Annotated in this window: 24 protein-coding genes; 22 read left to right on the forward strand and 2 right to left on the reverse strand. The window is 69.8% G+C overall.

Annotated elements, in window-relative coordinates:
* The first annotated feature begins 24 nt into the window (after positions 1 to 24).
* The 9 genes from HF323_RS08910 to HF323_RS08950 are packed head-to-tail and all read left to right on the forward strand — an operon-like array spanning position 25 to position 8,736.
* On the forward strand, positions 25 to 1,227 hold the full coding sequence (locus HF323_RS08910; protein WP_169582249.1) for a substrate-binding domain-containing protein: 1,203 nt from the start codon (positions 25 to 27) through the stop codon (positions 1,225 to 1,227).
* 19 nt (positions 1,228 to 1,246) lie between these two features.
* On the forward strand, positions 1,247 to 2,047 hold the full coding sequence (locus HF323_RS08915; protein WP_169582250.1) for an ABC transporter ATP-binding protein: 801 nt from the start codon (positions 1,247 to 1,249) through the stop codon (positions 2,045 to 2,047).
* Complete coding sequence (locus tag HF323_RS08920; protein ID WP_169582251.1) at positions 2,044 to 2,796, forward strand: ABC transporter ATP-binding protein; 753 nt, start codon at positions 2,044 to 2,046, stop codon at positions 2,794 to 2,796. The genes HF323_RS08915 and HF323_RS08920 overlap by 4 nt, the downstream gene beginning before the upstream one ends.
* Positions 2,793 to 3,668 (forward strand): branched-chain amino acid ABC transporter permease, encoded by an 876-nt coding sequence (locus HF323_RS08925; RefSeq protein ID WP_169582252.1) that lies wholly within the window; start codon positions 2,793 to 2,795, stop codon positions 3,666 to 3,668. Before HF323_RS08920 ends, HF323_RS08925 begins: the two co-directional genes overlap by 4 nt.
* Entirely contained in the window at positions 3,665 to 4,795 is a 1,131-nt protein-coding gene (locus tag HF323_RS08930; protein WP_169582253.1) for a branched-chain amino acid ABC transporter permease, read from the forward strand. The genes HF323_RS08925 and HF323_RS08930 overlap by 4 nt, the downstream gene beginning before the upstream one ends.
* Entirely contained in the window at positions 4,792 to 6,381 is a 1,590-nt protein-coding gene (locus HF323_RS08935; RefSeq protein ID WP_169582254.1) for an AMP-binding protein, read from the forward strand. The genes HF323_RS08930 and HF323_RS08935 overlap by 4 nt, the downstream gene beginning before the upstream one ends.
* A complete protein-coding gene (locus HF323_RS08940) occupies positions 6,378 to 7,064 on the forward strand; it encodes a TetR/AcrR family transcriptional regulator (RefSeq protein ID WP_169582255.1) in 687 nt (228 codons plus the stop codon). The genes HF323_RS08935 and HF323_RS08940 overlap by 4 nt, the downstream gene beginning before the upstream one ends.
* Positions 7,061 to 7,816: a 3-hydroxybutyrate dehydrogenase gene (locus HF323_RS08945; RefSeq protein WP_169582256.1), complete on the forward strand. Its 756-nt coding sequence runs from the start codon at positions 7,061 to 7,063 to the stop codon at positions 7,814 to 7,816. Before HF323_RS08940 ends, HF323_RS08945 begins: the two co-directional genes overlap by 4 nt.
* Positions 7,813 to 8,736, forward strand: a complete 924-nt coding sequence (locus HF323_RS08950) for an alpha/beta hydrolase (protein WP_169582257.1) — start codon at positions 7,813 to 7,815, stop codon at positions 8,734 to 8,736. Before HF323_RS08945 ends, HF323_RS08950 begins: the two co-directional genes overlap by 4 nt.
* A gap of 41 nt (positions 8,737 to 8,777) precedes the next feature.
* Here HF323_RS08950 and HF323_RS08955 read toward each other — a convergent pair whose 3' ends face one another.
* Positions 8,778 to 9,572 (reverse strand): IclR family transcriptional regulator, encoded by a 795-nt coding sequence (locus HF323_RS08955; protein WP_169582258.1) that lies wholly within the window; start codon positions 9,570 to 9,572, stop codon positions 8,778 to 8,780.
* Between the two features lie 104 nt (positions 9,573 to 9,676).
* Between HF323_RS08955 and HF323_RS08960 the strand changes: the two genes are divergently transcribed.
* From HF323_RS08960 to HF323_RS08975, 4 genes are read left to right on the forward strand one after another with little or no spacing between them, the layout of a single operon-like run.
* Positions 9,677 to 10,477, forward strand: coding sequence for a CoA transferase subunit A (locus HF323_RS08960; protein ID WP_169582259.1), 801 nt, complete (start codon positions 9,677 to 9,679; stop codon positions 10,475 to 10,477).
* 1 nt (position 10,478) lies between these two features.
* A complete protein-coding gene (locus HF323_RS08965; RefSeq protein WP_188241680.1) occupies positions 10,479 to 11,132 on the forward strand; it encodes a CoA transferase subunit B in 654 nt (217 codons plus the stop codon).
* Positions 11,129 to 12,313 (forward strand): acetyl-CoA C-acetyltransferase, encoded by a 1,185-nt coding sequence (locus HF323_RS08970; protein WP_169582260.1) that lies wholly within the window; start codon positions 11,129 to 11,131, stop codon positions 12,311 to 12,313. The genes HF323_RS08965 and HF323_RS08970 overlap by 4 nt, the downstream gene beginning before the upstream one ends.
* 42 nt (positions 12,314 to 12,355) lie before the next feature.
* Positions 12,356 to 12,796: a GNAT family N-acetyltransferase gene (locus HF323_RS08975; RefSeq protein ID WP_169582261.1), complete on the forward strand. Its 441-nt coding sequence runs from the start codon at positions 12,356 to 12,358 to the stop codon at positions 12,794 to 12,796.
* A gap of 53 nt (positions 12,797 to 12,849) precedes the next feature.
* Here HF323_RS08975 and HF323_RS08980 read toward each other — a convergent pair whose 3' ends face one another.
* Positions 12,850 to 13,113, reverse strand: coding sequence for a hypothetical protein (locus tag HF323_RS08980; protein ID WP_169582262.1), 264 nt, complete (start codon positions 13,111 to 13,113; stop codon positions 12,850 to 12,852).
* 137 nt (positions 13,114 to 13,250) lie between these two features.
* On the opposite strand from HF323_RS08980, the gene HF323_RS08985 reads away from it, so the two are divergent.
* The 9 genes from HF323_RS08985 (at position 13,251) to HF323_RS09025 (ending at position 22,478) form a co-directional block, all read left to right on the forward strand.
* On the forward strand, positions 13,251 to 14,693 hold the full coding sequence (locus HF323_RS08985; protein ID WP_169582263.1) for a trehalose-6-phosphate synthase: 1,443 nt from the start codon (positions 13,251 to 13,253) through the stop codon (positions 14,691 to 14,693).
* On the forward strand, positions 14,690 to 15,484 hold the full coding sequence (gene otsB / locus HF323_RS08990) for a trehalose-phosphatase (protein ID WP_317451041.1): 795 nt from the start codon (positions 14,690 to 14,692) through the stop codon (positions 15,482 to 15,484). The genes HF323_RS08985 and otsB overlap by 4 nt, the downstream gene beginning before the upstream one ends.
* Before the next feature lie 9 nt (positions 15,485 to 15,493).
* A complete protein-coding gene (gene ilvD, locus HF323_RS08995) occupies positions 15,494 to 17,200 on the forward strand; it encodes a dihydroxy-acid dehydratase (protein WP_169582265.1) in 1,707 nt (568 codons plus the stop codon).
* A gap of 42 nt (positions 17,201 to 17,242) precedes the next feature.
* A complete protein-coding gene (locus tag HF323_RS09000; RefSeq protein WP_169582266.1) occupies positions 17,243 to 19,045 on the forward strand; it encodes an acetolactate synthase large subunit in 1,803 nt (600 codons plus the stop codon).
* 5 nt (positions 19,046 to 19,050) lie between these two features.
* Positions 19,051 to 19,560, forward strand: coding sequence for an acetolactate synthase small subunit (gene ilvN, locus HF323_RS09005; RefSeq protein WP_169582267.1), 510 nt, complete (start codon positions 19,051 to 19,053; stop codon positions 19,558 to 19,560).
* Positions 19,561 to 19,625: 65 nt separating this feature from the next.
* The gene (ilvC, locus tag HF323_RS09010; protein ID WP_169582268.1) at positions 19,626 to 20,651 is read left to right on the forward strand and encodes a ketol-acid reductoisomerase; all 1,026 of its coding nucleotides are present in this window, start codon (positions 19,626 to 19,628) and stop codon (positions 20,649 to 20,651) included.
* Positions 20,652 to 20,880: 229 nt separating this feature from the next.
* Entirely contained in the window at positions 20,881 to 21,417 is a 537-nt protein-coding gene (locus tag HF323_RS09015; protein WP_169582269.1) for a hypothetical protein, read from the forward strand.
* Positions 21,418 to 21,558: 141 nt separating this feature from the next.
* Positions 21,559 to 22,116: a DNA polymerase III subunit gamma/tau gene (locus HF323_RS09020; protein ID WP_169582270.1), complete on the forward strand. Its 558-nt coding sequence runs from the start codon at positions 21,559 to 21,561 to the stop codon at positions 22,114 to 22,116.
* Positions 22,113 to 22,478 carry a bacitracin resistance protein gene (locus HF323_RS09025; protein WP_169582271.1) on the forward strand — a complete coding sequence of 122 codons (366 nt, stop codon included), beginning with the start codon at positions 22,113 to 22,115 and terminating at the stop codon, positions 22,476 to 22,478. The genes HF323_RS09020 and HF323_RS09025 overlap by 4 nt, the downstream gene beginning before the upstream one ends.
* The last annotated feature ends 25 nt before the right edge of the window (positions 22,479 to 22,503 follow it).

Consider the following 22,503-nt stretch of genomic DNA (forward strand, 5'->3'; position numbering starts at 1 on the left):
CTTCCAATGGTGAAAGGCACTCACATGCGGGTAACGAAGAAGCTGCTCCTCGGGTCCGTGGCAGCCACGGCCGCGGTCGTCCTGGCGGCGTGCGCCCCCACGACGACACCCGGCGGCGGAGCGACCGAAGGCGGCGGTCCGTCCGAGGTGACCGTCGGCATCGTCACGAGCGAATCCGGCCCGCTGGCCGGATACGGCAAGCAGTACCTCGACGCGTTCGAGGCGGGTCTCGACTACGCCACCGACGGGACCGGCGAGATCGACGGCACCACCATCACCATCGAGAACCGCGACGACGCCGGTGACCCCGACAAGGCCGTGACGGCCGTCAAGGAGCTGATCGGCGAGGGCGTCAACATCATCGCCGGCACCGCATCCTCCGGCGTTGCTCTGGCGGTCGCCGAGCAGGCCGAGCAGAACAAGGTGCTCTACATCTCGGGTCCGGCGGCCGCCGACGCCATCACCGGCATCAACGACTACACGTTCCGCTCCGGTCGTCAGAGCGCGCAGGACGTCGCGACCGCGGGTACCTTCCTCGATGACATCGAGGGCCGCACCATCACCGTCTTCGCTCAGGACAACGCGTTCGGACAGGGCAACGTCGCGGCCGTCGAGGCGATTCTCGGCGGGCAGGGCGCGACCGTGACGCCCGTGCTCGTCGCGGAGGACGCGACGGAGTTCACCCCGTTCGCGCAGCAGATCCTCACGTCGGAGCCCGACCTCGTCTTCGTCGCGTGGGCCGGCGCCACCTCGGGGGCGATGTGGCAGGCCCTCAGCCAGCAGGGCGTCCTCGACGAGATCCCCGTGGTGACCGGTCTCGGCGACGCCGCCACCTTCGGCGCGTACGGCGAGGCATCCGAGAAGATCAACTTCCTCAACCACTACTTCCCGGGTGCTCCCGAGAACGACGTCAACACCGCGATGGTGGACGCGATCGAGGAAGCCGGCGGCACGGCGGACCTCTTCAGCCCCGACGGCTTCAATGCGGCGATCATGATCGTGCACGCCATCCAGGAGGGCAAGGGCGATGTCGACGCCATGGTCGCAGCGCTCGAGGGCTTCGAGTTCGAGGGACCGAAGGGCACCATGACGGTGCGTGAGAGCGACCATGCGCTCATCCAGGAGATGTACCAGGTGAAGCTCGTCGCCGACGGCGGCGCCTTCGTCCCCGAGCTCGTCGACACGGTCTCCGCAGACGACGTCGCGCCGGCCGAAGCCGCCGAGTGAGCGGAAGCGTCACCGAACGATGAGCACCCCCCTCCCGTCCGCGCCCGCTGCGCAGACCGCCACGCGCGGTTCGCGGCTGCAGGTCGAAGGCCTCGGCCTGCAGATCGGCGGCGCGACGATCCTGAAAGATGTCGCCCTCGATGTCGCCGCCGGTTCGCTGGTGGGCGTCATCGGGCCGAACGGAGCCGGCAAGACCACCCTCTTCAACGTGGTCTCCGGACTCCTCACACCCACCGCCGGGCGCGTCATGCTCGACGGCGACGACATCACCACGGCGTCCGTGCCCGCGCGGGCCCGGGCGGGACTGGGGCGCACCTTCCAGACCTCGAGCCTCTTCCCGCGACTCACGGTCCTCGAGAACGTGCGTCTCGCGGCTCAGGTGTCGCTGGGGGGATCGGGGTCGCTCCTGCGGTTCCCGAGGCGATCGGATGCCGCGACCGAGCGGGCGCTCGAGAAGCTCGAGGCCGTCGGCCTGAGCCACAAACGCGACGCTGCCGCCGGAGACATCTCCCACGGCGACAAGCGCAAGCTCGAGATCGCGGTGCTGCTGGCGACCGAGACGAGCATCGTTCTCCTCGACGAGCCGATGGCCGGCGTCGCGTCGGGCGACGTCGCCGGACTCGTCGGCAACATCCGCGATCTCCACCGCGAGAAGGGGTGCACCGTGCTCATGGTCGAGCATCACATCGACGTGCTCATGGGTCTCGTCGACAAGGTGGCGGTGATGTACTTCGGCACGATCATCGCCTTCGACACGCCTCAGAACGTGATGGCCGACCCGCTCGTTCAGAGCGCCTACCTCGGGACGGGGGCGGCATGAGCCCCGCCGCGCCGATCCTCACGGTGAAGGGGCTGCGCTGCTCCATCGCCGGGCAGCAGGTCGTCGAGGAGGTGACGTTCGAGATGCCGGCCGCGGGCATCACCGCCGTGCTCGGCCGCAACGGCGTCGGCAAGACCTCGACACTCCGCGGCATCCTGGGTCTCATCCACCGCCGCGGCGAGGTCCGGCTCGCGGGCGAGCGGATCGACGGCCTGGCGACGCACCGCATCGTGCGCCGCGGGGTCGGGTACGTGCCCGAGGACCGCGAGATCTTCTCCAAGCTCACCGTGGCTGAGAACCTCGCCCTCGCCGAGCGCCAGCGCGTGCCGCGGCGCGAGTTCGTCGCGGAACTGTTCCCCGACCTCGTCGCGCGACGCGACCAGCCTGCCGGCACCCTCTCGGGCGGGCAGCAGCAGATGGTGTCGGTCGCCCGCGCGATGATCAACGACAACCGCCTGCTCCTCGTCGACGAGCCGACGAAGGGCCTCGCGCCCAAGATCGTCGCCCAGGTCGCCGACGCACTCGAGGAGGCGGCCAAGACCGTGCCGATCCTCCTCGTCGAGCAGAACCTCGACGTGGTCCGGCGCCTGGCCGACACCGCGATCGTCATCGGCGGCGGGCGCGTGGTCTACACCGGAAAGGCCAGAGAGATCCTCGACGACGACGACCTCACCCGGCGCCTCCTCGGCGTGCACGCGGAGTCTGAAGGCGCAGGCGATGAACTGAGCGAGCGGAGCGAGTCGAAGTGAGCACCCTCGTCCTCACCCTCATCACGGGCGTCGGGCTCGGCGCGCTCTACTTCCTCGTCGCCAGTGGACTGAGCCTCATCTACGGGCTCATGCACGTCCTCAACTTCGCGCACGGGGCGTTCCTCACCCTCAGCGCCTTCATGGGATGGATGGTGGCGCAGGCGCTCGGCACCGAGTCCTGGGGATCCTTCCTCCTCTCGGTGCTCGTCGGCGCCGCGGTCGGCGCGGTGTTCGCGACCCTCACCGAGCTCGTCCTGATCCGTCCGCTCTACGAACGGCATATCGAGCAGGTGCTCGTCACCGTCGGGCTCTCCTTCGCCGCCGTCGCCCTGTTCGAGGGGATCTGGGGCACCGACCCCATCCACATCTCCGGACCGCCGTGGCTGCGCCAGACCACCGACGTGCTGGGCGCGCGCATCCCGAACACCTACTGGGTGCTGATGATCGCCGCGGTGCTCGTGCTGGTCGTGCTGGTGCTGTTCCTCCAGCGCACGCGGTACGGCATGATCATCCGCGCCGGCGTCGAGAACCGCTCGATGGTGACGGCGCTGGGGATCGACGTCCGCCGCTCCTTCACCCTCGTCTTCGCGATCGGCGGTGCAGCGGCCGGCATCGGGGGAGTGCTCGCGATGCACTACTCGACCTTCGTGTCGGCCCATCTCGGCGCGACGCTGCTGATCTTCGCCTTCATCGTCACCGTGGTGGGAGGTCTCGGATCGCTGACCGGTGCCGCCGTGGCATCCGTCCTCGTCGCCGTCCTGCAGCAGTTCGCCAACTTCTACCTCGGCGGCACCGGCGACTTCATCGTCGTGATCCTGCTCGCCGTCGTGCTGCTGGTGCGGCCGGCCGGACTCCTGGGGAAGAAGGCATGAGAACCGTGAACCCCTCGCGTCGAGGCATCCGTCGCCTCCTCCCCGCTGTCACGGGCGCCGCGCTCGTGATCTTCATGGCGCTGCTGCCGCTGCTGAACCTCTCGGTGCCGGGGATCCTGCCGACGCCGACCTACATGCCGGGCACCCTGGCGCTGCTGTCGCTGTGCATGGTGTTCGCGGCCCTCGCGCTGTCGTACAACCTCCTGCTCGGCTCGGCGGGCATGCTGTCGTTCGGGCATGCCCTGTACTTCGGCGCCGGCGCGTACGGACTCGGCATCGCGCTCGAGCACTTCGGCGTGCCGCTGTGGCCGGGGGTCTTCGTCGCGCTGCTCGGCGGGATGGTGATCGCGCTCGCTACCGGCGCCGTCTCGATGCGCGTCTCGGGCATCCCGTTCGCCATGGTCACCCTCGCGTTCGCGCAGGCGGGCTCGGTGCTCGTGCGTCGCAACTCGCGTGTGACCGGCGGTGAAGAGGGACTCGGTCTCAACACCGATCAGGTGCCGGACTTCCTCATCGGCGTCGTCAACACGCGCAACCTGTACTGGCTGACGCTGGCCGTGCTCGTGATCGTCTACCTGGTCACGCTGTGGGTCGACACATCTCGCCTCGGGCACCTCGCCCGGGCGACACGCGAGAACGAGCAGCGGGTGCGCGTGCTCGGGCTGCAGCCGTACCGCGTGAAGCTCGTGGTCTTCGTCATCGCGGCGGTGCTCGCGAGCCTCGCCGGAGTGGCGTACATGCTGCTCCAGTCCGGCACCGTGCCGCGGGCGGTCTCGGCCGACCTGACGATCACGATCCTCGTCATGGTGGTGCTCGGTGGCGTCGGGTTCCGGTGGGGTGCCATCGTTGGCGGTGTGCTGTACACGCTGCTCGACCAGCGGCTCACCGTCCTCGCCGGGTCGGAGGCGATCGCCGCGCTGCCCGACGTTCTGCGCGTGCCCCTGTCCGAGCCGCTGTTCATCCTCGGCGTGCTCTTCATCCTCGTCGTGATGTTCCTTCCCGGCGGCATCGCGGGCACGATCGACGCCGCGGTGCGCCGTCGGCGAGGCGAGAAGGTGCGCGGCTCGCTCGCCTCTCTCGACGAGGCAGGAGACGCCGTCGACGCGCCCATGGAGGTGCGGGCATGATCTGGGATGCCGAACTCGACGCCGGCCCACACACGGTCGGTCGCTGGCTCACCGACCGCGCGACGCAGTCGCCGCACCGCATCGCCGTCGACGACCGCGGTGTGACGACGGACTACGCCACGCTCGCCGGCCGTGCTTCGTCACTCGCCGAGCGGCTTCGCCGCGCGGGCTACGGTCCGGGCGACCGCATCGCGACGGTGTCGGGCAACTCGACGGATCACGTCGTCGCCTTCTTCGCCTGCGCGCTCGCCGGCATCGCGTTGGTGCCGCTGTCGTGGCGTCTCACGCCCCGCGAGCTCGGCGACCTGCTCAGCCGCACCGATCCCGCTCTCGTGCTCGTCGAGGACGAGCACGCCGCCCTCGCCGGCGAGGCGCTACGGGGCATGACGACCGTGCCGGCCACCGCCTCGCTCGGCACCACGGGGGCCGAGGCATCCGTCCCCGTGGCCCGGCGCCCACGGGAGCAGCGCCCCGTCCGCGACGACGACCCGCTCCTGGTGATCTTCACATCGGGCAGCGAGGCCGCGCCGAAGGGCGTCGTGCTCACGCATGCCAACTGCTTCTGGAACAACCTCGCCCTCGGCCAGGCGCTGCCGCTCACCCAGGACGACGTCGTGCTCGCGATGCTGCCCCAGTTCCACGTCGCTGCGTGGAACTGCCAGCCGCTCCTCGCATGGTGGGTGGGCGCCACAGTCGTGCTCGAGCGCTCCTTCCAGCCCGCCCGCGCACTCCAGCTCATCGCCGAGCGCGCCGTGACCGCGATGATGGGGGTTCCCACGCAGTACGCGCTCCTCGCATCGGATCGCGGATGGGAGGCGACGGATGTCTCGTCCCTCCGTCTCGCCCTCGTAGGCGGAGCCACCATGCCGGCTCCGCTGCAGCAGGCGTGGAGTGCCCGCGGCGTCGCCCTGACGCAGGGGTACGGCCTGACCGAGGCCGCGCCGAACGTGCTCCATCTGCCCGCAGCGGAATCAGCCGCGCATGCCGGCGCGGTGGGTCGGCCCTACCCGCACGTGGCCGTGCGGGTCGTCGATCCTGAGACGTCGCTGCCGCTTCATGGCGAGGCGACGGGCGAGCTGTGGGTGCGCGGACCGAGCGTCTTCGCCGGGTACCTCGATGACGAGGCGGCGACGGCTCGCGCCATGAGCGGTGACTGGCTGCGCACGGGTGACCTCGTTCACCGCGACGCGGGCGGCGTGCTGAGGGTGGTCGACCGTCTCAAGGACATCTTCATCTCGGGCGGCGAGAACGTCGCGCCCGCCGAGGTGGAGTATGCCCTCGCCCTGCATCCGCTCGTGGGGTCCGCGGCCGTCGTGGGCGTGCCCGATCCCGTGTGGGGCGAGCGGGGCGTAGCGTTCGTGGTGCGGACGCCTGGGGCTCCGCTGTCGGTCGACGAGCTGCTCGCGCACGCGCGCCGCAACCTCGCCGCCTTCAAGGTCCCCGTGCGCGTGGAGTTCGTCGACGCACTGCCGAGATCGACGATCGAGAAGCTCGCCCGGGCGCGGTTGCGCGAGACCGCAAGACGGCTGGTGGAAGGCGATCGGGCGACGGAGCCCGCGAACGAGACGGAAGGGGTGGAGTCATGACGCTTCCCGGAGAACTAGTCGACGACGAGCCGGAGCTCGTGTCGCAGGCGACGGGCCGCCCGCTCACCAAGCGGGGCGAGGCGACGCGGCGCCGCCTGCTCGAAGCGGCGGAGGTGGTATTCGCAGAGCAGGGGTATCACGAGGCATCCATCGTGAAGATCACCGAGCGCGCCGGCATCGGCCTCGGCACGTTCTACCTCTACTTCGACAGCAAGCAGTCCATCTTCGAGGCGCTCGTGATCGATCTCAACCGGCGCGTCCGGCACTCCATGTCGGAGGCGATGGCCGGGACGGGGTCGCGGCTCGAAGCGGAGCGCGCGGGATTCGCCGGGTTCTTCCGGTTCACCGCCGAGCACCCGGCGCTCTACCGGGTCGTGCGCGAAGCGGAGTTCGTGTCGCCCGAGGTGCTGCGGCTGCACTACACGCGGATCGTCGAGGGGTACGAGGCCGGACTGCGCGCGGCGCAGCAGGCGGGCGACGTGGATCCCGTCCTCGACCCCGAGACCACCGCGTGGGCGCTCATGGGCATGGGCGAGCTCATCGGCATGCGCTTCCTGCTGTGGGAGCGCGACGCCGACGGCCGCCCGCCCGCACAGCTCGACCCCGTCGTCTTCGACGGCATGACCCGCTTCATCGACAACGCGCTCGCCCCGAGGACGGCGGCGAGGGAGGAGTCCCCGTGACCGCTGAACACGACCTCGCAGGAAAGCGCGCCCTCGTCACGGGAGGGGCGAGCGGCATCGGACTCGCGTGCGCTCACGAGTTCGCCCGTCGGGGCGCGCACGTGATCATCGCGGATCTGAACGCGGATGCCGCGGCCGCCGCCGCCGCGGAGGTGAGCGGCGAGTCGTGGGTGGTCGACCTCTCCGACACCGCCGCCCTGGACGACCTGTCGCTCGACGTCGACATCCTGGTCAACAACGCCGGCATCCAGCGCGTGAGTCCCATCACCGAGTACGACCCCGACACCTTCCGGCTGCTCCTGCGGCTCATGCTGGAATCGCCCTTCCTGCTGGTCCGTGCCGCGCTGCCCGGCATGTATGCGAACGGATGGGGGCGCATCGTGAACATCTCCAGCGCCCACGGCCTGCGCGCAAGCGCGTTCAAGTCCGCGTACGTCTCGGCGAAGCACGGTCTCGAGGGGCTCTCGAAGGTCACGGCGCTCGAGGGAGCGCCCCACGGAGTGACCAGCAACTGCATCAACCCCGCGTATGTTCGCACGCCTCTCGTCGAGAAGCAGATCGCCGACCAGGCCAAGGTGCACGGGATTCCCGAGAGCGAGGTCGTCGAGAAGATCATGCTGACCGAGACCGCGGTCAAGCGGCTCGTGGAGGCCGACGAGGTCGCCTCGCTCGCGGGATGGCTGGTGTCGGACAAGGCGGGCATGGTCACGGGCGCGTCGTACACGATGGACGGCGGGTGGACGGCGCGATGACCTCGGCGAACACCGTCACGGGCCATCGCTATCGCACGCTCGAGGTGCCCGTCACCGGCGGCGACCTCCGCGTCGGCGTGTGGGACGCGGAGCCCGCCGCGCCCGATGCCCCCGATGTGCTCCTCATCCACGGCGTGACGGCGTCGCACATGGCCTGGCCCTTCGTAGTGGATCGGCTGCCGGGGGTTCGTGCCATCGCCCCCGATCTCCGCGGGCGAGGCGCCAGCAACGGACTCACCGGCCCGGCAGGCATGCGGGCCCACGCCGACGACCTCGCCGAGACGCTCGATGCGCTCGGCATCGAGCGTCTGACCGTCGTGGGCCATTCGATGGGAGCCTTCGTCGCCGTGGTGTTCGCACACCTCTACCCCGACCGCGTGTCGCGTCTCGTGCTCGTCGACGGCGGCCTGCCGCTCGACGTGCCGACCGGCGTCGACACCGACGCGCTCGTCGCCGGGATCCTCGGCCCGACCGCGGCCCGGCTCTCGATGCGGTTCGCCGATGAGGGGGAGTACCTCGACTTCTGGCGCGCGCACCCCGCATTCCAGTCCGACTGGAGCCCCCAGCTCGAGGCTTACCTCGCCTACGACCTCGTGCCCGACGGCGAGGGAGCGTTCCGGCCGGCCACCAGCTACCGGACGACTGCCGAGGACACCGTCGACATGAACACCGGGACCGCGCTGTCCGACGCGCTCGGCGGGCTGAGGCATCCGGCCCGCATGATCACCGTGCCCCGGGGCCTGCGCAACGAAGAGCCGGGTCTGTACGCCGAGGCGCACCTCGAGCGCGTCCTGGCCGCCAATCCGACCGTGCGGCACGAGCGCGTGGACGGGTTCAACCACTACACGATCGTGATGTCTCCCGCAGGGGCCGATGTCGTCGCCTCGGTGGTGCGCGAGGAGCTCGCCGCGGGAAGCTGAGGCGTTTCGTCTCGCGCGCTCGACGACCGCGGGCGCGGTGGCTAGCGTGTCGCGGCGATGCGCGTCGTGAGCTGGTGCGCGTGCGCCAGCAGCGTGCGGCCGAGCTCGGGCAGCCGGTCGTGGCCGAACCGGAACTCCACGCCCGTCAGGCTCAGCGCCCACTGCGGATGTCCCTCACGCGTGAAGACCGCCGCGCCGAGGCCGTAGGAGCCCTCCACGATGAGGCCGGGGTTGACGGCGTACCCGCGCTCCTGGGTGTCGCGCAGCCGAGCACGCAGCCGCGCCTCGCCGTGCGCCGCCCCCCAGTCGTTCGCGAGCGACGGATGCCTCCCGAAGTACGCGTCCACATCGTGAGGCGGCAGGAAGGCGAGGATGGCCAGCCCCGCGGAGGCGACGCCGAGGGGGAATCGCACACCCTCCGAGAGCACGAACGACCGGATCGGAAAGCTCCCCTCCTCGCGGAGAAGGCACACCGTCTCATCACCTCGCCGCACCGAGAGGAACGCGCTCTCCTCGGTGCGGACCGCGAGCGAGCGCACGATGTCGCGCGCCACGCCGGTGATGTCGTAACGGGATGCCGCGACCGTCCCCATCAGGTACAGCTCGGGTCCCGGCATCCATCGACCGGTGCGATCGTCCTGGTCGACGAGCCCCTCGTGGCGCAGAGCGGTCAGCAGCCGATGGGCGGTCGGCCGGGTGAGCTCCGCGCGCCGCGCGAGCTCTGCCACGGCCATGCCCTCGCCGCCGGCGGAGGTCACGAGACGCAGCAGGTGCGCGGCCCGCGCGACGGACTGCGCACCGGGCACCGATCGGCTGGTTCGCGTGAGGTCGTCCACAATGTGGACCCTACGCGCGGGGGCTTCCACATGGCAAACCGCGCGCGTGCGAGCCCGGGCGAATGAGCGCAGGATGGAGGCATCCGGCAACGAAGGAGTAGCACGTGATCGACAAGACCTGGGGGTCTGCCGCCGAGGCCGTCGCCGACATCCCCGACGGGGCCTCGCTGGCCGTCGGCGGTTTCGGGCTCTCCGGCAACCCCATCGCCCTCATCGAGGCCTTGCTCGCTCAGGGCACCCGAGACCTCAGCATCGTGAGCAACAACTGCGGCGTCGACGACTGGGGTCTCGGCATCCTGCTGAACGCCAAGCGCATCCGAAAGATGACGTCGTCGTACGTCGGCGAGAACAAGGAGTTCGAGCGCCAGTTCCTCTCGGGTGAGCTCGAGCTCGAGCTGACGCCGCAGGGCACCCTCGCCGAGAAGCTTCGCGCCGGAGGCTCCGGAATCGCCGCCTTCTACACGCAGACGGGCGTCGGAACCCAGGTCGCCGAAGGCGGCCTGCCGCGCAAGTACGACGGTGCCGGGGGGATCGCCGTGGCGTCGCCGGTCAAGGACGTGCGCACCTTCGACGTGTCGGGCGAGGCCCGCGAGTACGTCCTGGAGGAGGCGATCGTCACCGACTTCGCCCTCGTCCACGCCCTCAGGGGCGACCGGCACGGCAACCTGATCTTCAACAAGTCGGCCCGCAACTTCAACCCGCTCGCCGCGATGGCCGGCCGCGTGTGCATCGCCCAGGTCGAAGAGCTCGTCGAGCCGGGCGAGCTCGACCCCGACTGCGTCCACCTTCCCGGCATCTTCGTGCACCGCATCGTGGAGGTCGGTTCCGACATCGAGAAGCGCATCGAACGCCGAACCGTCTCCGTCGCGCAGGCGGCGGCGCGCGAGATGCCGGAAGGAGCCTGACATGGCCCTCACCCGCAACGAGATGGCGGCGCGGGCCGCCCGCGAGCTCGCCGACGGCGCCTACGTCAATCTCGGCATCGGCCTGCCGACGCTCGTCCCCAACTTCGTGCCCGAGGGGGTGACCGTCGTGCTGCAGTCCGAGAACGGCATCCTCGGCGTCGGCCCCTACCCGGCGGAGGAGAACGTCGATCCCGACCTGATCAACGCCGGCAAGGAGACCGTGACGACACTCCCGGGAGCCGCCTTCTTCGACTCTGCGACGAGCTTCGGCATGATCCGCGGCGGCAAGATCGACGCCGCCATCCTCGGCGCGATGCAGGTGTCGGCCACGGGCGACCTGGCCAACTGGATGATCCCCGGGAAGATGGTCAAAGGCCCGGGCGGTGCCATGGACCTCGTCCACGGCGCGGCGAAGGTCATCGTCCTCATGGAGCACGTCGCCAAGGACGGCTCGCCGAAGATCGTCGACGAGTGCTCGCTGCCCCTCACCGGCCGCGGCGTCGTCGACCGGATCATCACCGATCTCGCCGTGATCGATGTCACCGAGGCGGGACTGGTTCTCGTGGAACTCGCTCCCGGCGTCACGGCGGACGAGGTCATCGCGGCCACCGAGCCGGAACTGACCGTCTCGGACGAATTTAAGGTGGAGGCATGAATCACGACGACGTCGTCATCGTCGCCGCTGCGCGTACGCCGCAGGGGCGACTGAAGGGCCAGCTCGCACCGCTGTCCGCTGTGCAGCTGGGCAGCGCCGCGATCCGCGGCGCTCTCGAGAAGGGCGGGATCCCGGCCGACGCCGTCGACGCCGTGCTCGTCGGACAGGTGCTGCCGGCCGGTTCCGGTCAGAATCCTGCTCGCCAGGCCGCCGTCGGCGCCGGCATCGGGTGGGACGTGCACGCCGGCTCGGTCAACAAGGTGTGTCTGTCGGGTCTCACCGCGATCATCGAGGGCGCGCGCATGATCGCCGTCGGCGACGCCACCGTCGTGGTCGCTGCCGGGATGGAGTCGATGACGCGGTCGCCGCACCTCCTGATGGGCTCACGCGACGGCTGGGCCTACGGATCGATCGAGGTTCTCGATCACATGGCGTTCGACGGACTGACGGACGCCTTCGACCGCGAGAGCATGGGAGCGTCGACCGAGCGTCACAACGGCCCACTCGAGGTCACGCGCGATCAGCAGGATGCCGTCGCCGCACGATCGCATCAGCGCGCCGCGCAGGCGCAGGCCGACGGCATCTTCGACGCCGAGATCGTGCCCGTCGAGATCCCGCAGCGCAAGGGCGACCCGGTCGTGGTGACCAAGGACGAGGGTGTTCGGCCCGAGACGACCGTCGAGACGCTGGCGAAACTCCGCCCGGCATTCGCGGAGGGCGGGTCGATCACCGCCGGGAACGCCTCGCAGATCTCCGACGGCGCGTCCGCCGTGGTGCTCACGACCCGCTCGCACGCCGATGAGAACGGATGGAAGGTGCTCGCCGTCGTCGGCGCCTCCGGGCAGGTCGCCGGTCCCGACAATTCGCTGCACTCCCAGCCGGCGCGTGCCATCGAGAAGGCGCTCGCGAAGCAGGGCATCACGGCATCCGATCTCGACATCGTCGAGATCAACGAGGCGTTCGGCGCGGTGGTCGCCCGCTCGCAGCGCGAGCTCGGACTGTCCGACGAGGTCGTCAATCCCCACGGAGGCGGCATCGCGATCGGGCATCCGATCGGCGCGTCCGGGAACCGCCTCGTCGTCCACGCGGTGCACGAGCTCGTGCGCCGCGGCGGCGGCACGGCCGCCGTGGCGCTGTGCGGTGGCGGCGGCCAGGGCGATGCGCTCATCCTGACGCGCTGAGCAGCGGCATCCGTGTCGTGCCCGGCGGTGTACGGTCGCGACATGGCTTCGATCTCACCCATCACCGTCGACGACCGTCCCGCCTGGGACGCGCTGTGGCAGGCGTACCTCGAGTTCTACGAATCGGAGGTGCCCGCCGATGTCACCGAGGCGACGTTCGGACGGATCGTCGCGGACGAGCACATCCACGGCGTGCTCGCGCGAGACGACGAGGGGCGGCCCATCGGGTTCGTCCACTGGCTCACGCACCCCGCGACGTGGACGAGCAAGGTCTACTGCTATCTCGAGGACCTCTTCGTCGACCCCGGAGCGCGAGGCGAAGGCGTGGGGAAGGCGCTCATCGAGCATGTGAAGGACTGGGCGCAGGTCTACGGTGCGACGAAGGTGTACTGGCTGACGGCGCACGACAACGTCACCGCCCGCGGTCTGTACGACAAGATCGCGACGTCGACCGGCTTCGTGCACTACGAGATCGAGCTCTGAGCGCGCGGGCGCGCCGCACGGCTCGGCAGCCCGGCGCGAAGGCCGGACCCCGTCTAGGCTCGCTCGCGCCGCATGCGCTGCTTCAGAAGCGCCTTCTCCTGCCCGTGGATGGGGGAGTCGGGCGCGATGGCCTTGCCCTGAGCGGCGCGACGGATGTCGACGAAGGCTCCCACGACGAGGGCGACGGAGATCGCCCAGCTCAGCCAGCCGAGGGCGCTGCGCCACGTGAAGGGGGCGTCCTCCCTCATCCCGCGCAGCAGGGTCAGCCCTCCGGTGATCGCGGTCAGCAGGCCGGTTCCGAAGAGGTACTTTCGCATGCGCCCACGGTAGCGAACGAGGTGGCGCGTCGTCGCCCCTTGACAGGGTCGGGCCACCGCGTCAAGCCGCGCAGGCTCCTCGCCGTGCCGCGATAGCCTGAGGATGCCTCGTCCCCCCGCCACCGTCAGGAGCCCGAGTGACCCAGGCAGATCTCGTCGTCGTCGCCAATCGACTTCCGGTCGACCGCGTGGTCGACCCGTCCGGCGAGCAGACATGGCGGCGTTCACCCGGAGGACTGGTCACAGCCCTCGAACCGGTGATGCGCCGTGCCGACGGCGCCTGGATCGGCTGGCCCGGGCAGCCTGACATCGAGGTCGAGCCCTTCGAGTTCGAAGGCACGCAGCTCGTGCCCGTCGCCCTCTCATCCGACGAGGTCGAGAAGTACTACGAGGGAATGTCGAACGACACCTTCTGGCCGCTGTACCACGACGTGATCGCGGAGCCCCGCTATCGGCGGGTGTGGTGGGACACGTACGTGCGGGTGAACCGGCGCTTCGCCGAGGCGACCGCCGCCGTCGCTGCGGAGGGCGCGATGGTGTGGGTGCAGGACTATCAGCTCCAGCTCGTCCCCCGCATGCTCCGCGAGGCCCGCCCCGACCTCACGATCGGCTACTTCCACCACATACCCTTCCCGGCATACGGCCTGTACTCGCAGCTCCCGTGGCGCCGCCAGGTGCTCGAGGGCCTCCTCGGAGCGGATGTCATCGGCTTCCAGCGTGTGGCGGACGCAGGCAACTTCGCTCGTGCGGTGCGTCGGGTCCTGCGCTACGACACCAAGGCCAGCGGCATCTCCGTCCCGAACGAGGACGGCACCAGCCGCACCGCTCTCGCCAAGGCGTTTCCGATCTCGATCGACGCCGAGTCCTACATCGAGCTCGCGCGTCGCCCCGACATCCAGGCGCGCGCCGCCGAGATCCGCGCCGAGCTCGGCAACCCCAAGCGGATCCTGCTCGGCGTCGACCGGCTCGACTACACCAAGGGCATCCGGCACCGCCTCAAGGCGTTCGGGGAGCTCCTGCACGACGGTCGCATCTCCGTCGAGGATGTCACCCTCGTTCAGGTGGCGAGCCCGAGCCGCGAGCGCGTCGAGGCCTACGTCCAGCTGCGAGACGAGATCGAGCTCACCGTCGGACGCATCAACGGCGACTTCGACACGATGGGCCACACCGCGATCCGCTATCTGCACCAGGCCTACCCGCGCGAGGAGATGGTGGCCCTGTTCCTCGCCGCCGATGTGATGCTCGTGACCGCGCTGCGCGACGGCATGAACCTCGTCGCGAAGGAGTACGTCGCGACGCGCATCGACCATCGCGGAGTCCTCGTGCTGAGCGAGTTCGCCGGCGCGGCCGACGAGCTGCCCAGCGCGGTGCGCATCAACCCCCATGACATCGACGGCATGAAGGACGCCATCATGCGCGCGATCGAGATGCCCTCCGCCGAGCAGGGACGCCGCATGCGCGCGCTGCGCAAGCGCGTCATCGAGTACGACGTCGCCCGATGGTCGCGGTCGTTCCTCGCCGCCCTCGACGGGGCGAAGGCCGCCAAGGCCCGGCGCGAGACGAAGAAGGCGAGCGCGTGAGCGCGTCGGAGCAGGACGCGGTCCGCGGCGCGATCGCGGGAGTCGTGGCATCCGATCGACTGCTCGTCGCCCTCGACTTCGACGGCACGCTGGCGCCCCTCGAGGACGAGCCGATGGACGCCCGGATGCTCCCGGCGGCGCGGACCGCCGTCGAGGCCCTCGTCGAAGCGCCCGCGACCCTCGTGGCACTGGTGTCCGGACGCAGCCTGTCGGACCTGCGCATCATCGCCGAGCACCGCGACGACTCGCCCCTGCTCCTGGCGGGCTCTCATGGCGCGGAGTTCTGGCTGCCGGGAGAGGGGGCCGTGACGCACGACGAGGATCCCGCCGACGCCGCGCTGCGCGACGAGCTCCGCGCGCATGCCGAGCAGGCGACGGCCGATCTCGACGGCGTGTGGATCGAGCCCAAGCGCTTCGGCTTCGGAGTGCACACCCGCCGATCGACGCCCGCCGACGCCGCCGAGGCGAACCGCCTCGTCGACGACCTGGTGGCGGCTGAGGCTCCGCACTGGCGCCGACGGACCGGGCACAACATCGTCGAGTACGCGTTCCGCCATGAGGGCAAGGACTCCGCGCTCGCCGAGCTCCGCGAGCGGACGGATGCCTCGGCAGTCCTCTTCGCGGGCGACGACGTCACCGACGAGGATGCCCTGCGGAGCCTCGGGGAAGGCGACCTCGGGGTGCATGTCGGGAGCCGTCCGACAGCCGCGAGCCTCACCGTCCCGGACATCCCGGCGATGGCCGACCTGCTCGCCGTCATCGCGCGAGAGCGCGGGTCCGCGCGGCAATAGACTCAGGGCATGCCCCAGCCTGACAACTCCATCGACATCAAGCCGCGCAGCCGGGTGGTCACCGACGGCATCGAAGCGACGACGTCGCGCGGCATGCTCCGCGCCGTCGGCATGGGGGACGAGGACTGGGACAAGCCTCAGATCGGCATCGCGTCGAGCTGGAACGAGATCACACCCTGCAACCTGAGCCTCGACCGGCTTGCGCAGGGCGCCAAGGAGGGCGTGCACGCGGGCGGGGGCTACCCGCTCCAGTTCGGCACGATCTCGGTGTCCGACGGCATCTCGATGGGTCACGAGGGCATGCACTTCTCGCTCGTCTCGCGCGAGGTCATCGCGGACTCCGTCGAGACGGTGATCATGGCCGAGCGACTCGACGGCTCGGTGCTCCTGGCCGGCTGCGACAAGTCCATTCCGGGCATGCTGATGGCCTCGGCACGCCTCGACCTGTCGAGCGTGTTCCTCTACGCCGGATCGATCGCTCCCGGCTGGGTGAAGCTCAGCGACGGCACCGAGAAGGACGTCACGATCATCGACTCGTTCGAGGCGGTCGGCGCGTGTCTCGCGGGCAAGATGAGCGAGGCAGACCTCAAGCGCATCGAGTGCGCCATCGCTCCCGGCGAGGGGGCCTGCGGCGGCATGTACACCGCCAACACCATGGCATCCGTCGCGGAGGCGCTCGGCCTGAGCCTTCCCGGCTCGGCGGCGCCGCCCTCGGCCGACCGCCGCCGCGACTACTTCGCGCACCGGTCGGGGGAGGCGGTCGTCAACCTGCTGCGTCAGGGCATCACGACGCGCGACATCCTCACGAAGGAGGCGTTCGAGAACGCGATCGCCCTCGCGATGGCCCTCGGCGGCTCGACCAACGTCGTGCTGCACCTCCTCGCGATCGCACGCGAGGCCGACGTCGACCTGAGCCTCCACGACTTCAACCGCATCGGCGACCAGGTTCCCCACGTCGCCGACATGAAGCCGTTCGGGAAGTACGTCATGAACGACGTCGACCGCCACGGCGGCATCCCGGTGATCATGAAGGCCATGCTCGACGAGGGCCTCCTGCACGGCGACGCCCTCACGGTCACGGGCAAGACCCTCGCCGAGAACCTCGCCGACCTCGACCCCGATCCGATCGACGGCACCGTGATCCACACGTTCGACGATCCGATCCACGCGACCGGCGGCATCACGATCCTGCACGGCTCGATGGCCCCGGAGGGCGCCGTCGTGAAGACCGCCGGCTTCGACGCCTCGGTGTTCGAGGGTCCCGCCCGCGTGTTCGAGCGCGAGCGCTCCGCGATGGACGCGCTCGAGGCCGGCGAGATCCGGCCGGGCGACGTGATCGTCATCCGCTACGAGGGCCCCAAGGGCGGTCCGGGCATGCGCGAGATGCTCGCGATCACGGCCGCCATCAAGGGCGCAGGGCTCGGAAAAGATGTACTACTCTTGACGGACGGACGATTCTCAGGCGGCACAACCGGCCTGTGCATCGGCCACATAGCACCCGAAGCGGTGGACGCAGGTCCCATCGCCTTCGTGCGCGATGGTGATCTGATACGGGTCGATATCGCGGCTCGCACTCTCGACCTACTCGTCGACGATGCAGAGCTCGACTCCCGCCGCTCTGGCTGGGAGCCTCTTCCTCCGCGCTATACCCGTGGCGTCCTTGCCAAGTACTCCCGTCTCGTGCGCTCTGCTGCAGAGGGCGCGACGACAGGGTGATCTCGGCTTCCGACACTCCTTCCGACTGACGAGGAACTCACCATGCCCGCCGAAACCGCCGCGGCCGTCCCACGGCCTCCCGCTCGCACCGCCACCGCGCCCGTGCTCACCGGCGCCCAGGCGGTCGTCCGCTCGCTCGAGCTGCTCGGCGTCACCGACGTCTTCGGGCTGCCGGGCGGCGCCATCCTCCCCGTGTACGACCCGCTCATGGATTCGAGCGAGCTGCGACACATCCTCGTGCGCCACGAGCAGGGCGCGGGCCACGCAGCCGAAGGCTACGCCGCATCATCCAACAAGATCGGCGTCGCCATCGCGACCTCGGGCCCCGGCGCGACCAACCTCGTGACCGCGATCGCCGACGCCTACATGGACTCGGTGCCGATCGTCTGCATCACGGGCCAGGTGTTCTCGAACCTCATGGGGACCGACGCGTTCCAGGAGGCCGACATCGTGGGCATCACGATGCCGATCACGAAGCACTCGTTCCTCGTGAAGGACGCCTCCGAGATCCCCGGTGCCATCGCCGCGGCGTTCGAGATCGCCGGCACCGGCCGCCCCGGTCCCGTGCTCGTGGACATCACCAAGGACGCCCAGCAGGCCGAGGTGCCCTTCGTCTGGCCGCCGAAGATCGACCTGCCGGGGTACCGGCCGGTGACCAAGGCGCACGGCAAGCAGATCCAGGCGGCGGCGCAGCTGATCGCCGAGGCGAAGAAGCCGGTGCTCTACGTCGGCGGCGGTGTCATCCGGGCGCAGGCATCGGCGGAACTGCTGACGCTCGCAGAGTCGACCGGCGCCCCGGTCGTCACGACCCTCATGGCGCGCGGCGCGTTCCCCGACTCGCACGCGCAGCACCTCGGCATGCCGGGCATGCACGGCACCGTGCCGGCGGTGCTTGCGCTGCAGGAGGCCGATCTCCTCGTGTCGCTCGGCGCGCGCTTCGACGACCGCGTCACCGGCAAGGCAGCGCTGTTCGCGCCGCACGCGCAGGTCGTGCACGTCGACATCGACCCCGCCGAGATCTCCAAGATCCGCACGGCCGACGTGCCGATCGTGGGAGACCTGAAGGAGGTGCTCGTCGATCTCGACGTGGCGTTCCGGCAGGCATCCGCTGCGGCGAAGCCCGACACCGCCGAATGGTGGTCGTTCCTCGACGGGCTGCGCGACGAGTTCCCGCTCGGCTACACCCAGCCCTCCGACGGTCTCATGTCGCCGCAGTACGTGATCCAGCGCATCGGCGAGCTCACCGGTCCCGAGGGCGTCTTCGCCGCAGGTGTCGGCCAGCACCAGATGTGGGCTGCGCAGTTCATCAAGTACGAGCGCCCCAACGCGTGGCTCAACTCCGGAGGCGCCGGCACGATGGGCTACTCCGTCCCGGCCGCGATGGGAGCCAAGGTCGCGCAGCCGGATCGTCACGTGTGGGCGATCGACGGCGACGGATGCTTCCAGATGACCAACCAGGAACTCGCGACTTGCGCCATCAACAACATCCCGATCAAGGTCGCGATCATCAACAACTCGTCGCTGGGCATGGTCCGCCAATGGCAGACGCTCTTCTACGACGGCCGCTACTCGCACACCGACCTCAACACCGGACACGACACCGTGCGCATCCCCGACTTCGTGAAGCTCGCCGAGGCGTACGGGTGCCTGGCGATCCGGGTCGAGAAGGAGGAGGACGTGGATGCCGCCATCAAGACGGCCCTCGAGACGAACGACCGCCCCGTGGTCATCGACTTCGTGGTGAGCGCCGACGCGATGGTGTGGCCCATGGTTCCGCAGGGCGTCAGCAACAGCTACGTCCAGTACGCGCGCGACCACGCGCCCGGCTTCGAGCAGGAGGACTGAGCCGCATGACCACTCACGTGCTGAGCCTCCTCGTCGAGGACAAGCCGGGTCTGCTGACCCGCGTGGCGGGACTGTTCGCCCGCCGCGGCTTCAACATCGAGTCCCTCGCGGTGGGAGTGACGGAGGTTCCCGGCCTCTCGCGCATCACCGTCGTCGTCGACGTCGACGCGCTGCCGCTGGAGCAGGTGACGAAGCAGCTCAACAAGCTGGTCAACGTCATCAAGATCGTCGAGCTCGACCCCTCGGCGTCCGTCCAGCGCGAGCACATGCTCGTCAAGGTGCGCGCCGACAACCAGACCCGTTCGAACGTGCTCGAGGTCGTGAACCTCTTCCGCGCGTCCATCGTCGACTACGCCCCGGATGCGCTCGTCGTCGAGGTGACCGGCGACAAGGGCAAGGTCGAGGCGTTCCTTCGCGCGCTCGAACCCTTCGGCATCAAGGAGCTCGCCCAGTCGGGCCTGCTCGCCATCGGCCGCGGCGGCAAGAGCATCACCGAGCGCGTCCTGCGCGGCTGACCCCCCTTCATCCAGACCACGGCCTCACGGCCGGACGAACCACCACATCAAGGAGAAACACCCCCATGGCTGAACTCTTCTACGACGACGACGCCGACCTGTCGCTCATCCAGGGCAAGAAGGTCGCGATCGTCGGCTACGGCTCGCAGGGCCACGCCCACGCGCAGAACCTGCGCGACTCGGGCGTCCAGGTCGTCATCGCCCTCAAGGAAGGCTCGAAGTCGACGCAGAAGGCCCAGGAGGAGGGCTTCGAGGTCAAGTCGGTCGCCGATGCCGCCGAGTGGGCGGACGTCATCATGATCCTGGCGCCCGACCAGCACCAGCGCGGCATCTACAACGACCACATCAAGGACAAGCTGACCCCGGGCAAGACCCTCGCCTTCGCGCACGGTTTCAACATCCGGTTCGGCTACATCCAGGCGCCCGACGGCGTCGACGTGATCCTGGTCGCGCCGAAGGCGCCGGGTCACACGGTGCGTCGCGAGTACGTCGCCGGTCGCGGCATCCCCGACATCATCGCCGTCGAGCAGAACGCCTCCGGCCAGGCGTGGGACCTCGCGCTGTCGTACGCGAAGGCGATCGGCGGCACGCGCGCCGGCGTCATCAAGACCACGTTCACCGAGGAGACCGAGACCGACCTCTTCGGCGAGCAGGCGGTGCTCTGCGGCGGCATGTCGCACCTCGTCGAGTACGGCTTCGAGACGCTCGTCGAGGCGGGCTACCAGCCCGAGATCGCCTATTTCGAGGTGCTGCACGAGCTGAAGCTCATCGTCGACCTCATGTGGGAGGGCGGCATCGCCAAGCAGCGCTGGTCGATCTCCGACACGGCGGAGTACGGCGACTACGTCTCCGGCCCCCGGGTCATCGACCCGAGCGTCAAGGAGAACATGAAGGCGGTTCTCGCCGACATCCAGTCGGGCGCCTTCGCCCAGCGCTTCATCGATGACCAGGACAACGGCGCCGTCGAGTTCCTGGCGCTGCGCGAGAAGGAGGCGCAGCACCCGATCGAGGCGACCGGCAAGGAGCTGCGCGCGCTGTTCGCCTGGAAGCAGCAGGATTCGGACTACGTCGAGGGCAGCGCCGCGCGCTGACCTGACCGCTTCGAGGGATCGCGCCGACCTCAGACCGAGGCGGCGCGGTCCCTCGATTTCCGCGCGCCCGTCACAGAGCCGCGCGGCTCGGGCCGTCCCCCACGAGGGGGCGGCCCCTTCCCGTCTTGTCGCCCCGCCCCGGGGATCGAGAGGTATCACCTCCGGCACACTCCGCTCCTCATTGTCACAAGCCGGATGCCCGTCCGGCGGGTAAGCAAAGGAGCCCCCGATGAACACCAACACGCGCGGGAGTCGCGGCCGCAGGGCCGCTCTCACCGCAACCGTCCTCGCGGTCCTCGGACTCGGACTGGCCGGATGCCAGACCGGTGTCGTCGACCAGAACACGACCGTCGAAAACGAGACGGGGAAGACCGCAGCGCAGACCGCGCGCAGCATGGGCGCCGCCCAGGCGCGCTACGAAGGCCTCGCCGAGCAGTACGCGCAGCAGGGTGTGCAGAGCACTCGCGCCGCCGACGCCTCGCAGGCGCGGTACGAGGGTCTCGCGGACTACTGGGCCGAACGCGCGCAGGTGGCCGATTCCTCGCTGCCGATCGTCGCCGACCGCCTCGACCGTCCGACCGCGCCGCAGCCGCCCCGCAGCGTCGGAGAGTCGCCCGTCGTCGCCGACCGCCTCGACCGCCGGATCACGGTGGAGCAGGAACCGCGCACGGAAGGTGAATCGCCGGTCGTCGCCGATCGCCTCGAGACGCCCCGCACCGTGGGGGAGTCGCCGATCGTGGCCGATCGTCTGGACGCGAATGACTAGCGGCCGTTCGCACCCGCGGCCCCGGACGGTCCCTGGGGGACACCCGACGCCGCGGCACGAACTCTGAGGCTCCCGTTGACGAACGGGAGCCTCAGACGTCGTGCCGGGATGCCACCTCCCGCGGGTCGCTACGCTGGGTGCGTGACACCCGGACGCGAGGACGATGCCCTGAGCTGGGACGGCGACGACGATCCGACGCTCTCCGTCGGAGCTCCAGCCGAACGACCGGAGGAGCCGGATCCCGAGCCGGATCCCGAGCCGGATCTCGAGACGGATGCCCCGCCCGCGCGCCTTCCCGAGGGCTTCACGCCGGTCGGCCGGGGGAGCGAGGACTACCGCGAGCCTTCGAAACCTCCCATCGCCGGGCGCGACGCCGTCGTCGGTGACGACGATGAACCCGCGCCGCTGGGCAACGTCGAGCTGGTCTCGCTCGGGGTGATCGGCGGATTCTCGCTGCTCTACGCCGTCGGATGGCTGATCGGCGGCCTTCGCCTGCAGGGGACGGCCGAATTCCTCGTCGCCCCCTTGGCGTACCAGGTGAGCCTCTGGCTCGCCGTGCTGGCGCCGCTCGCGTGGTTCGTCACCGTCCTGCTTCTCACGCGCGAGCGCCCGGTCTGGGTGAGGTTCGCGTGGCTCATCGGCGGGATCGTGCTCCTCGTGCCGTGGCCCTTCATCATGGTGGGAGCGATCGGACAATGAGCGACACCACGACGGATGCCGCGGCATCCGCCCCCACGACGCCCCGGCGCACCGCGACCTGGCTCCTCGTCACGATCTCGGTCGCCTTCGGCCTGTTCTACGCCTACGCGCTGTGGAATGCCCTCGCCTTCCTGATCTCGCAGGCGAACGGACCGCTCGGGCTCAACGGCTATGGCTGGTTCGTGCTGCTGCTGGCGGTCGCCTTCCCGCTCACCGCGTTCGGCGTCGCCTTCGCGATCGGCTGGCGGCGGACGGCGTGGCAGTTCGCGCTCGTGCTCTTCGCGGGACTGTGCCTGGTCTCGGTGTTCTGGCTCAACGTCATCGCCTACGCCGCGGTCTACGGCGCCTCGCTGCTCGGCTGACGTCACACGGTCGGGAGGTCTCGCC

This window comes from Microbacterium sp. MF43 (assembly GCF_012847295.1).
Lineage (GTDB): Bacteria > Actinomycetota > Actinomycetes > Actinomycetales > Microbacteriaceae > Microbacterium.

Bases quoted from the DNA above. Each gene is read 5' to 3' on its own strand.
- HF323_RS08910 (WP_169582249.1), top strand. From the start codon at position 25: ATGCGGGTAACGAAGAAGCTGCTCCTCGGGTCCGTGGCAGCCACGGCC.
- HF323_RS08915 (WP_169582250.1), top strand. From the start codon at position 1,247: ATGAGCACCCCCCTCCCGTCCGCGCCCGCTGCGCAGACCGCCACGCGC.
- HF323_RS08920 (WP_169582251.1), top strand. From the start codon at position 2,044: ATGAGCCCCGCCGCGCCGATCCTCACGGTGAAGGGGCTGCGCTGCTCC.
- HF323_RS08930 (WP_169582253.1), top strand. From the start codon at position 3,665: ATGAGAACCGTGAACCCCTCGCGTCGAGGCATCCGTCGCCTCCTCCCC.
- HF323_RS08935 (WP_169582254.1), top strand. From the start codon at position 4,792: ATGATCTGGGATGCCGAACTCGACGCCGGCCCACACACGGTCGGTCGC.
- HF323_RS08940 (WP_169582255.1), top strand. From the start codon at position 6,378: ATGACGCTTCCCGGAGAACTAGTCGACGACGAGCCGGAGCTCGTGTCG.
- HF323_RS08950 (WP_169582257.1), top strand. From the start codon at position 7,813: ATGACCTCGGCGAACACCGTCACGGGCCATCGCTATCGCACGCTCGAG.
- HF323_RS08965 (WP_188241680.1), top strand. From the start codon at position 10,479: ATGGCCCTCACCCGCAACGAGATGGCGGCGCGGGCCGCCCGCGAGCTC.
- HF323_RS08970 (WP_169582260.1), top strand. From the start codon at position 11,129: ATGAATCACGACGACGTCGTCATCGTCGCCGCTGCGCGTACGCCGCAG.
- HF323_RS08975 (WP_169582261.1), top strand. From the start codon at position 12,356: ATGGCTTCGATCTCACCCATCACCGTCGACGACCGTCCCGCCTGGGAC.
- HF323_RS08980 (WP_169582262.1), bottom strand. From the start codon at position 13,113: ATGCGAAAGTACCTCTTCGGAACCGGCCTGCTGACCGCGATCACCGGA.
- ilvD (WP_169582265.1), top strand. From the start codon at position 15,494: ATGCCCCAGCCTGACAACTCCATCGACATCAAGCCGCGCAGCCGGGTG.
- HF323_RS09000 (WP_169582266.1), top strand. From the start codon at position 17,243: ATGCCCGCCGAAACCGCCGCGGCCGTCCCACGGCCTCCCGCTCGCACC.
- ilvN (WP_169582267.1), top strand. From the start codon at position 19,051: ATGACCACTCACGTGCTGAGCCTCCTCGTCGAGGACAAGCCGGGTCTG.
- ilvC (WP_169582268.1), top strand. From the start codon at position 19,626: ATGGCTGAACTCTTCTACGACGACGACGCCGACCTGTCGCTCATCCAG.
- HF323_RS09015 (WP_169582269.1), top strand. From the start codon at position 20,881: ATGAACACCAACACGCGCGGGAGTCGCGGCCGCAGGGCCGCTCTCACC.
- HF323_RS09025 (WP_169582271.1), top strand. From the start codon at position 22,113: ATGAGCGACACCACGACGGATGCCGCGGCATCCGCCCCCACGACGCCC.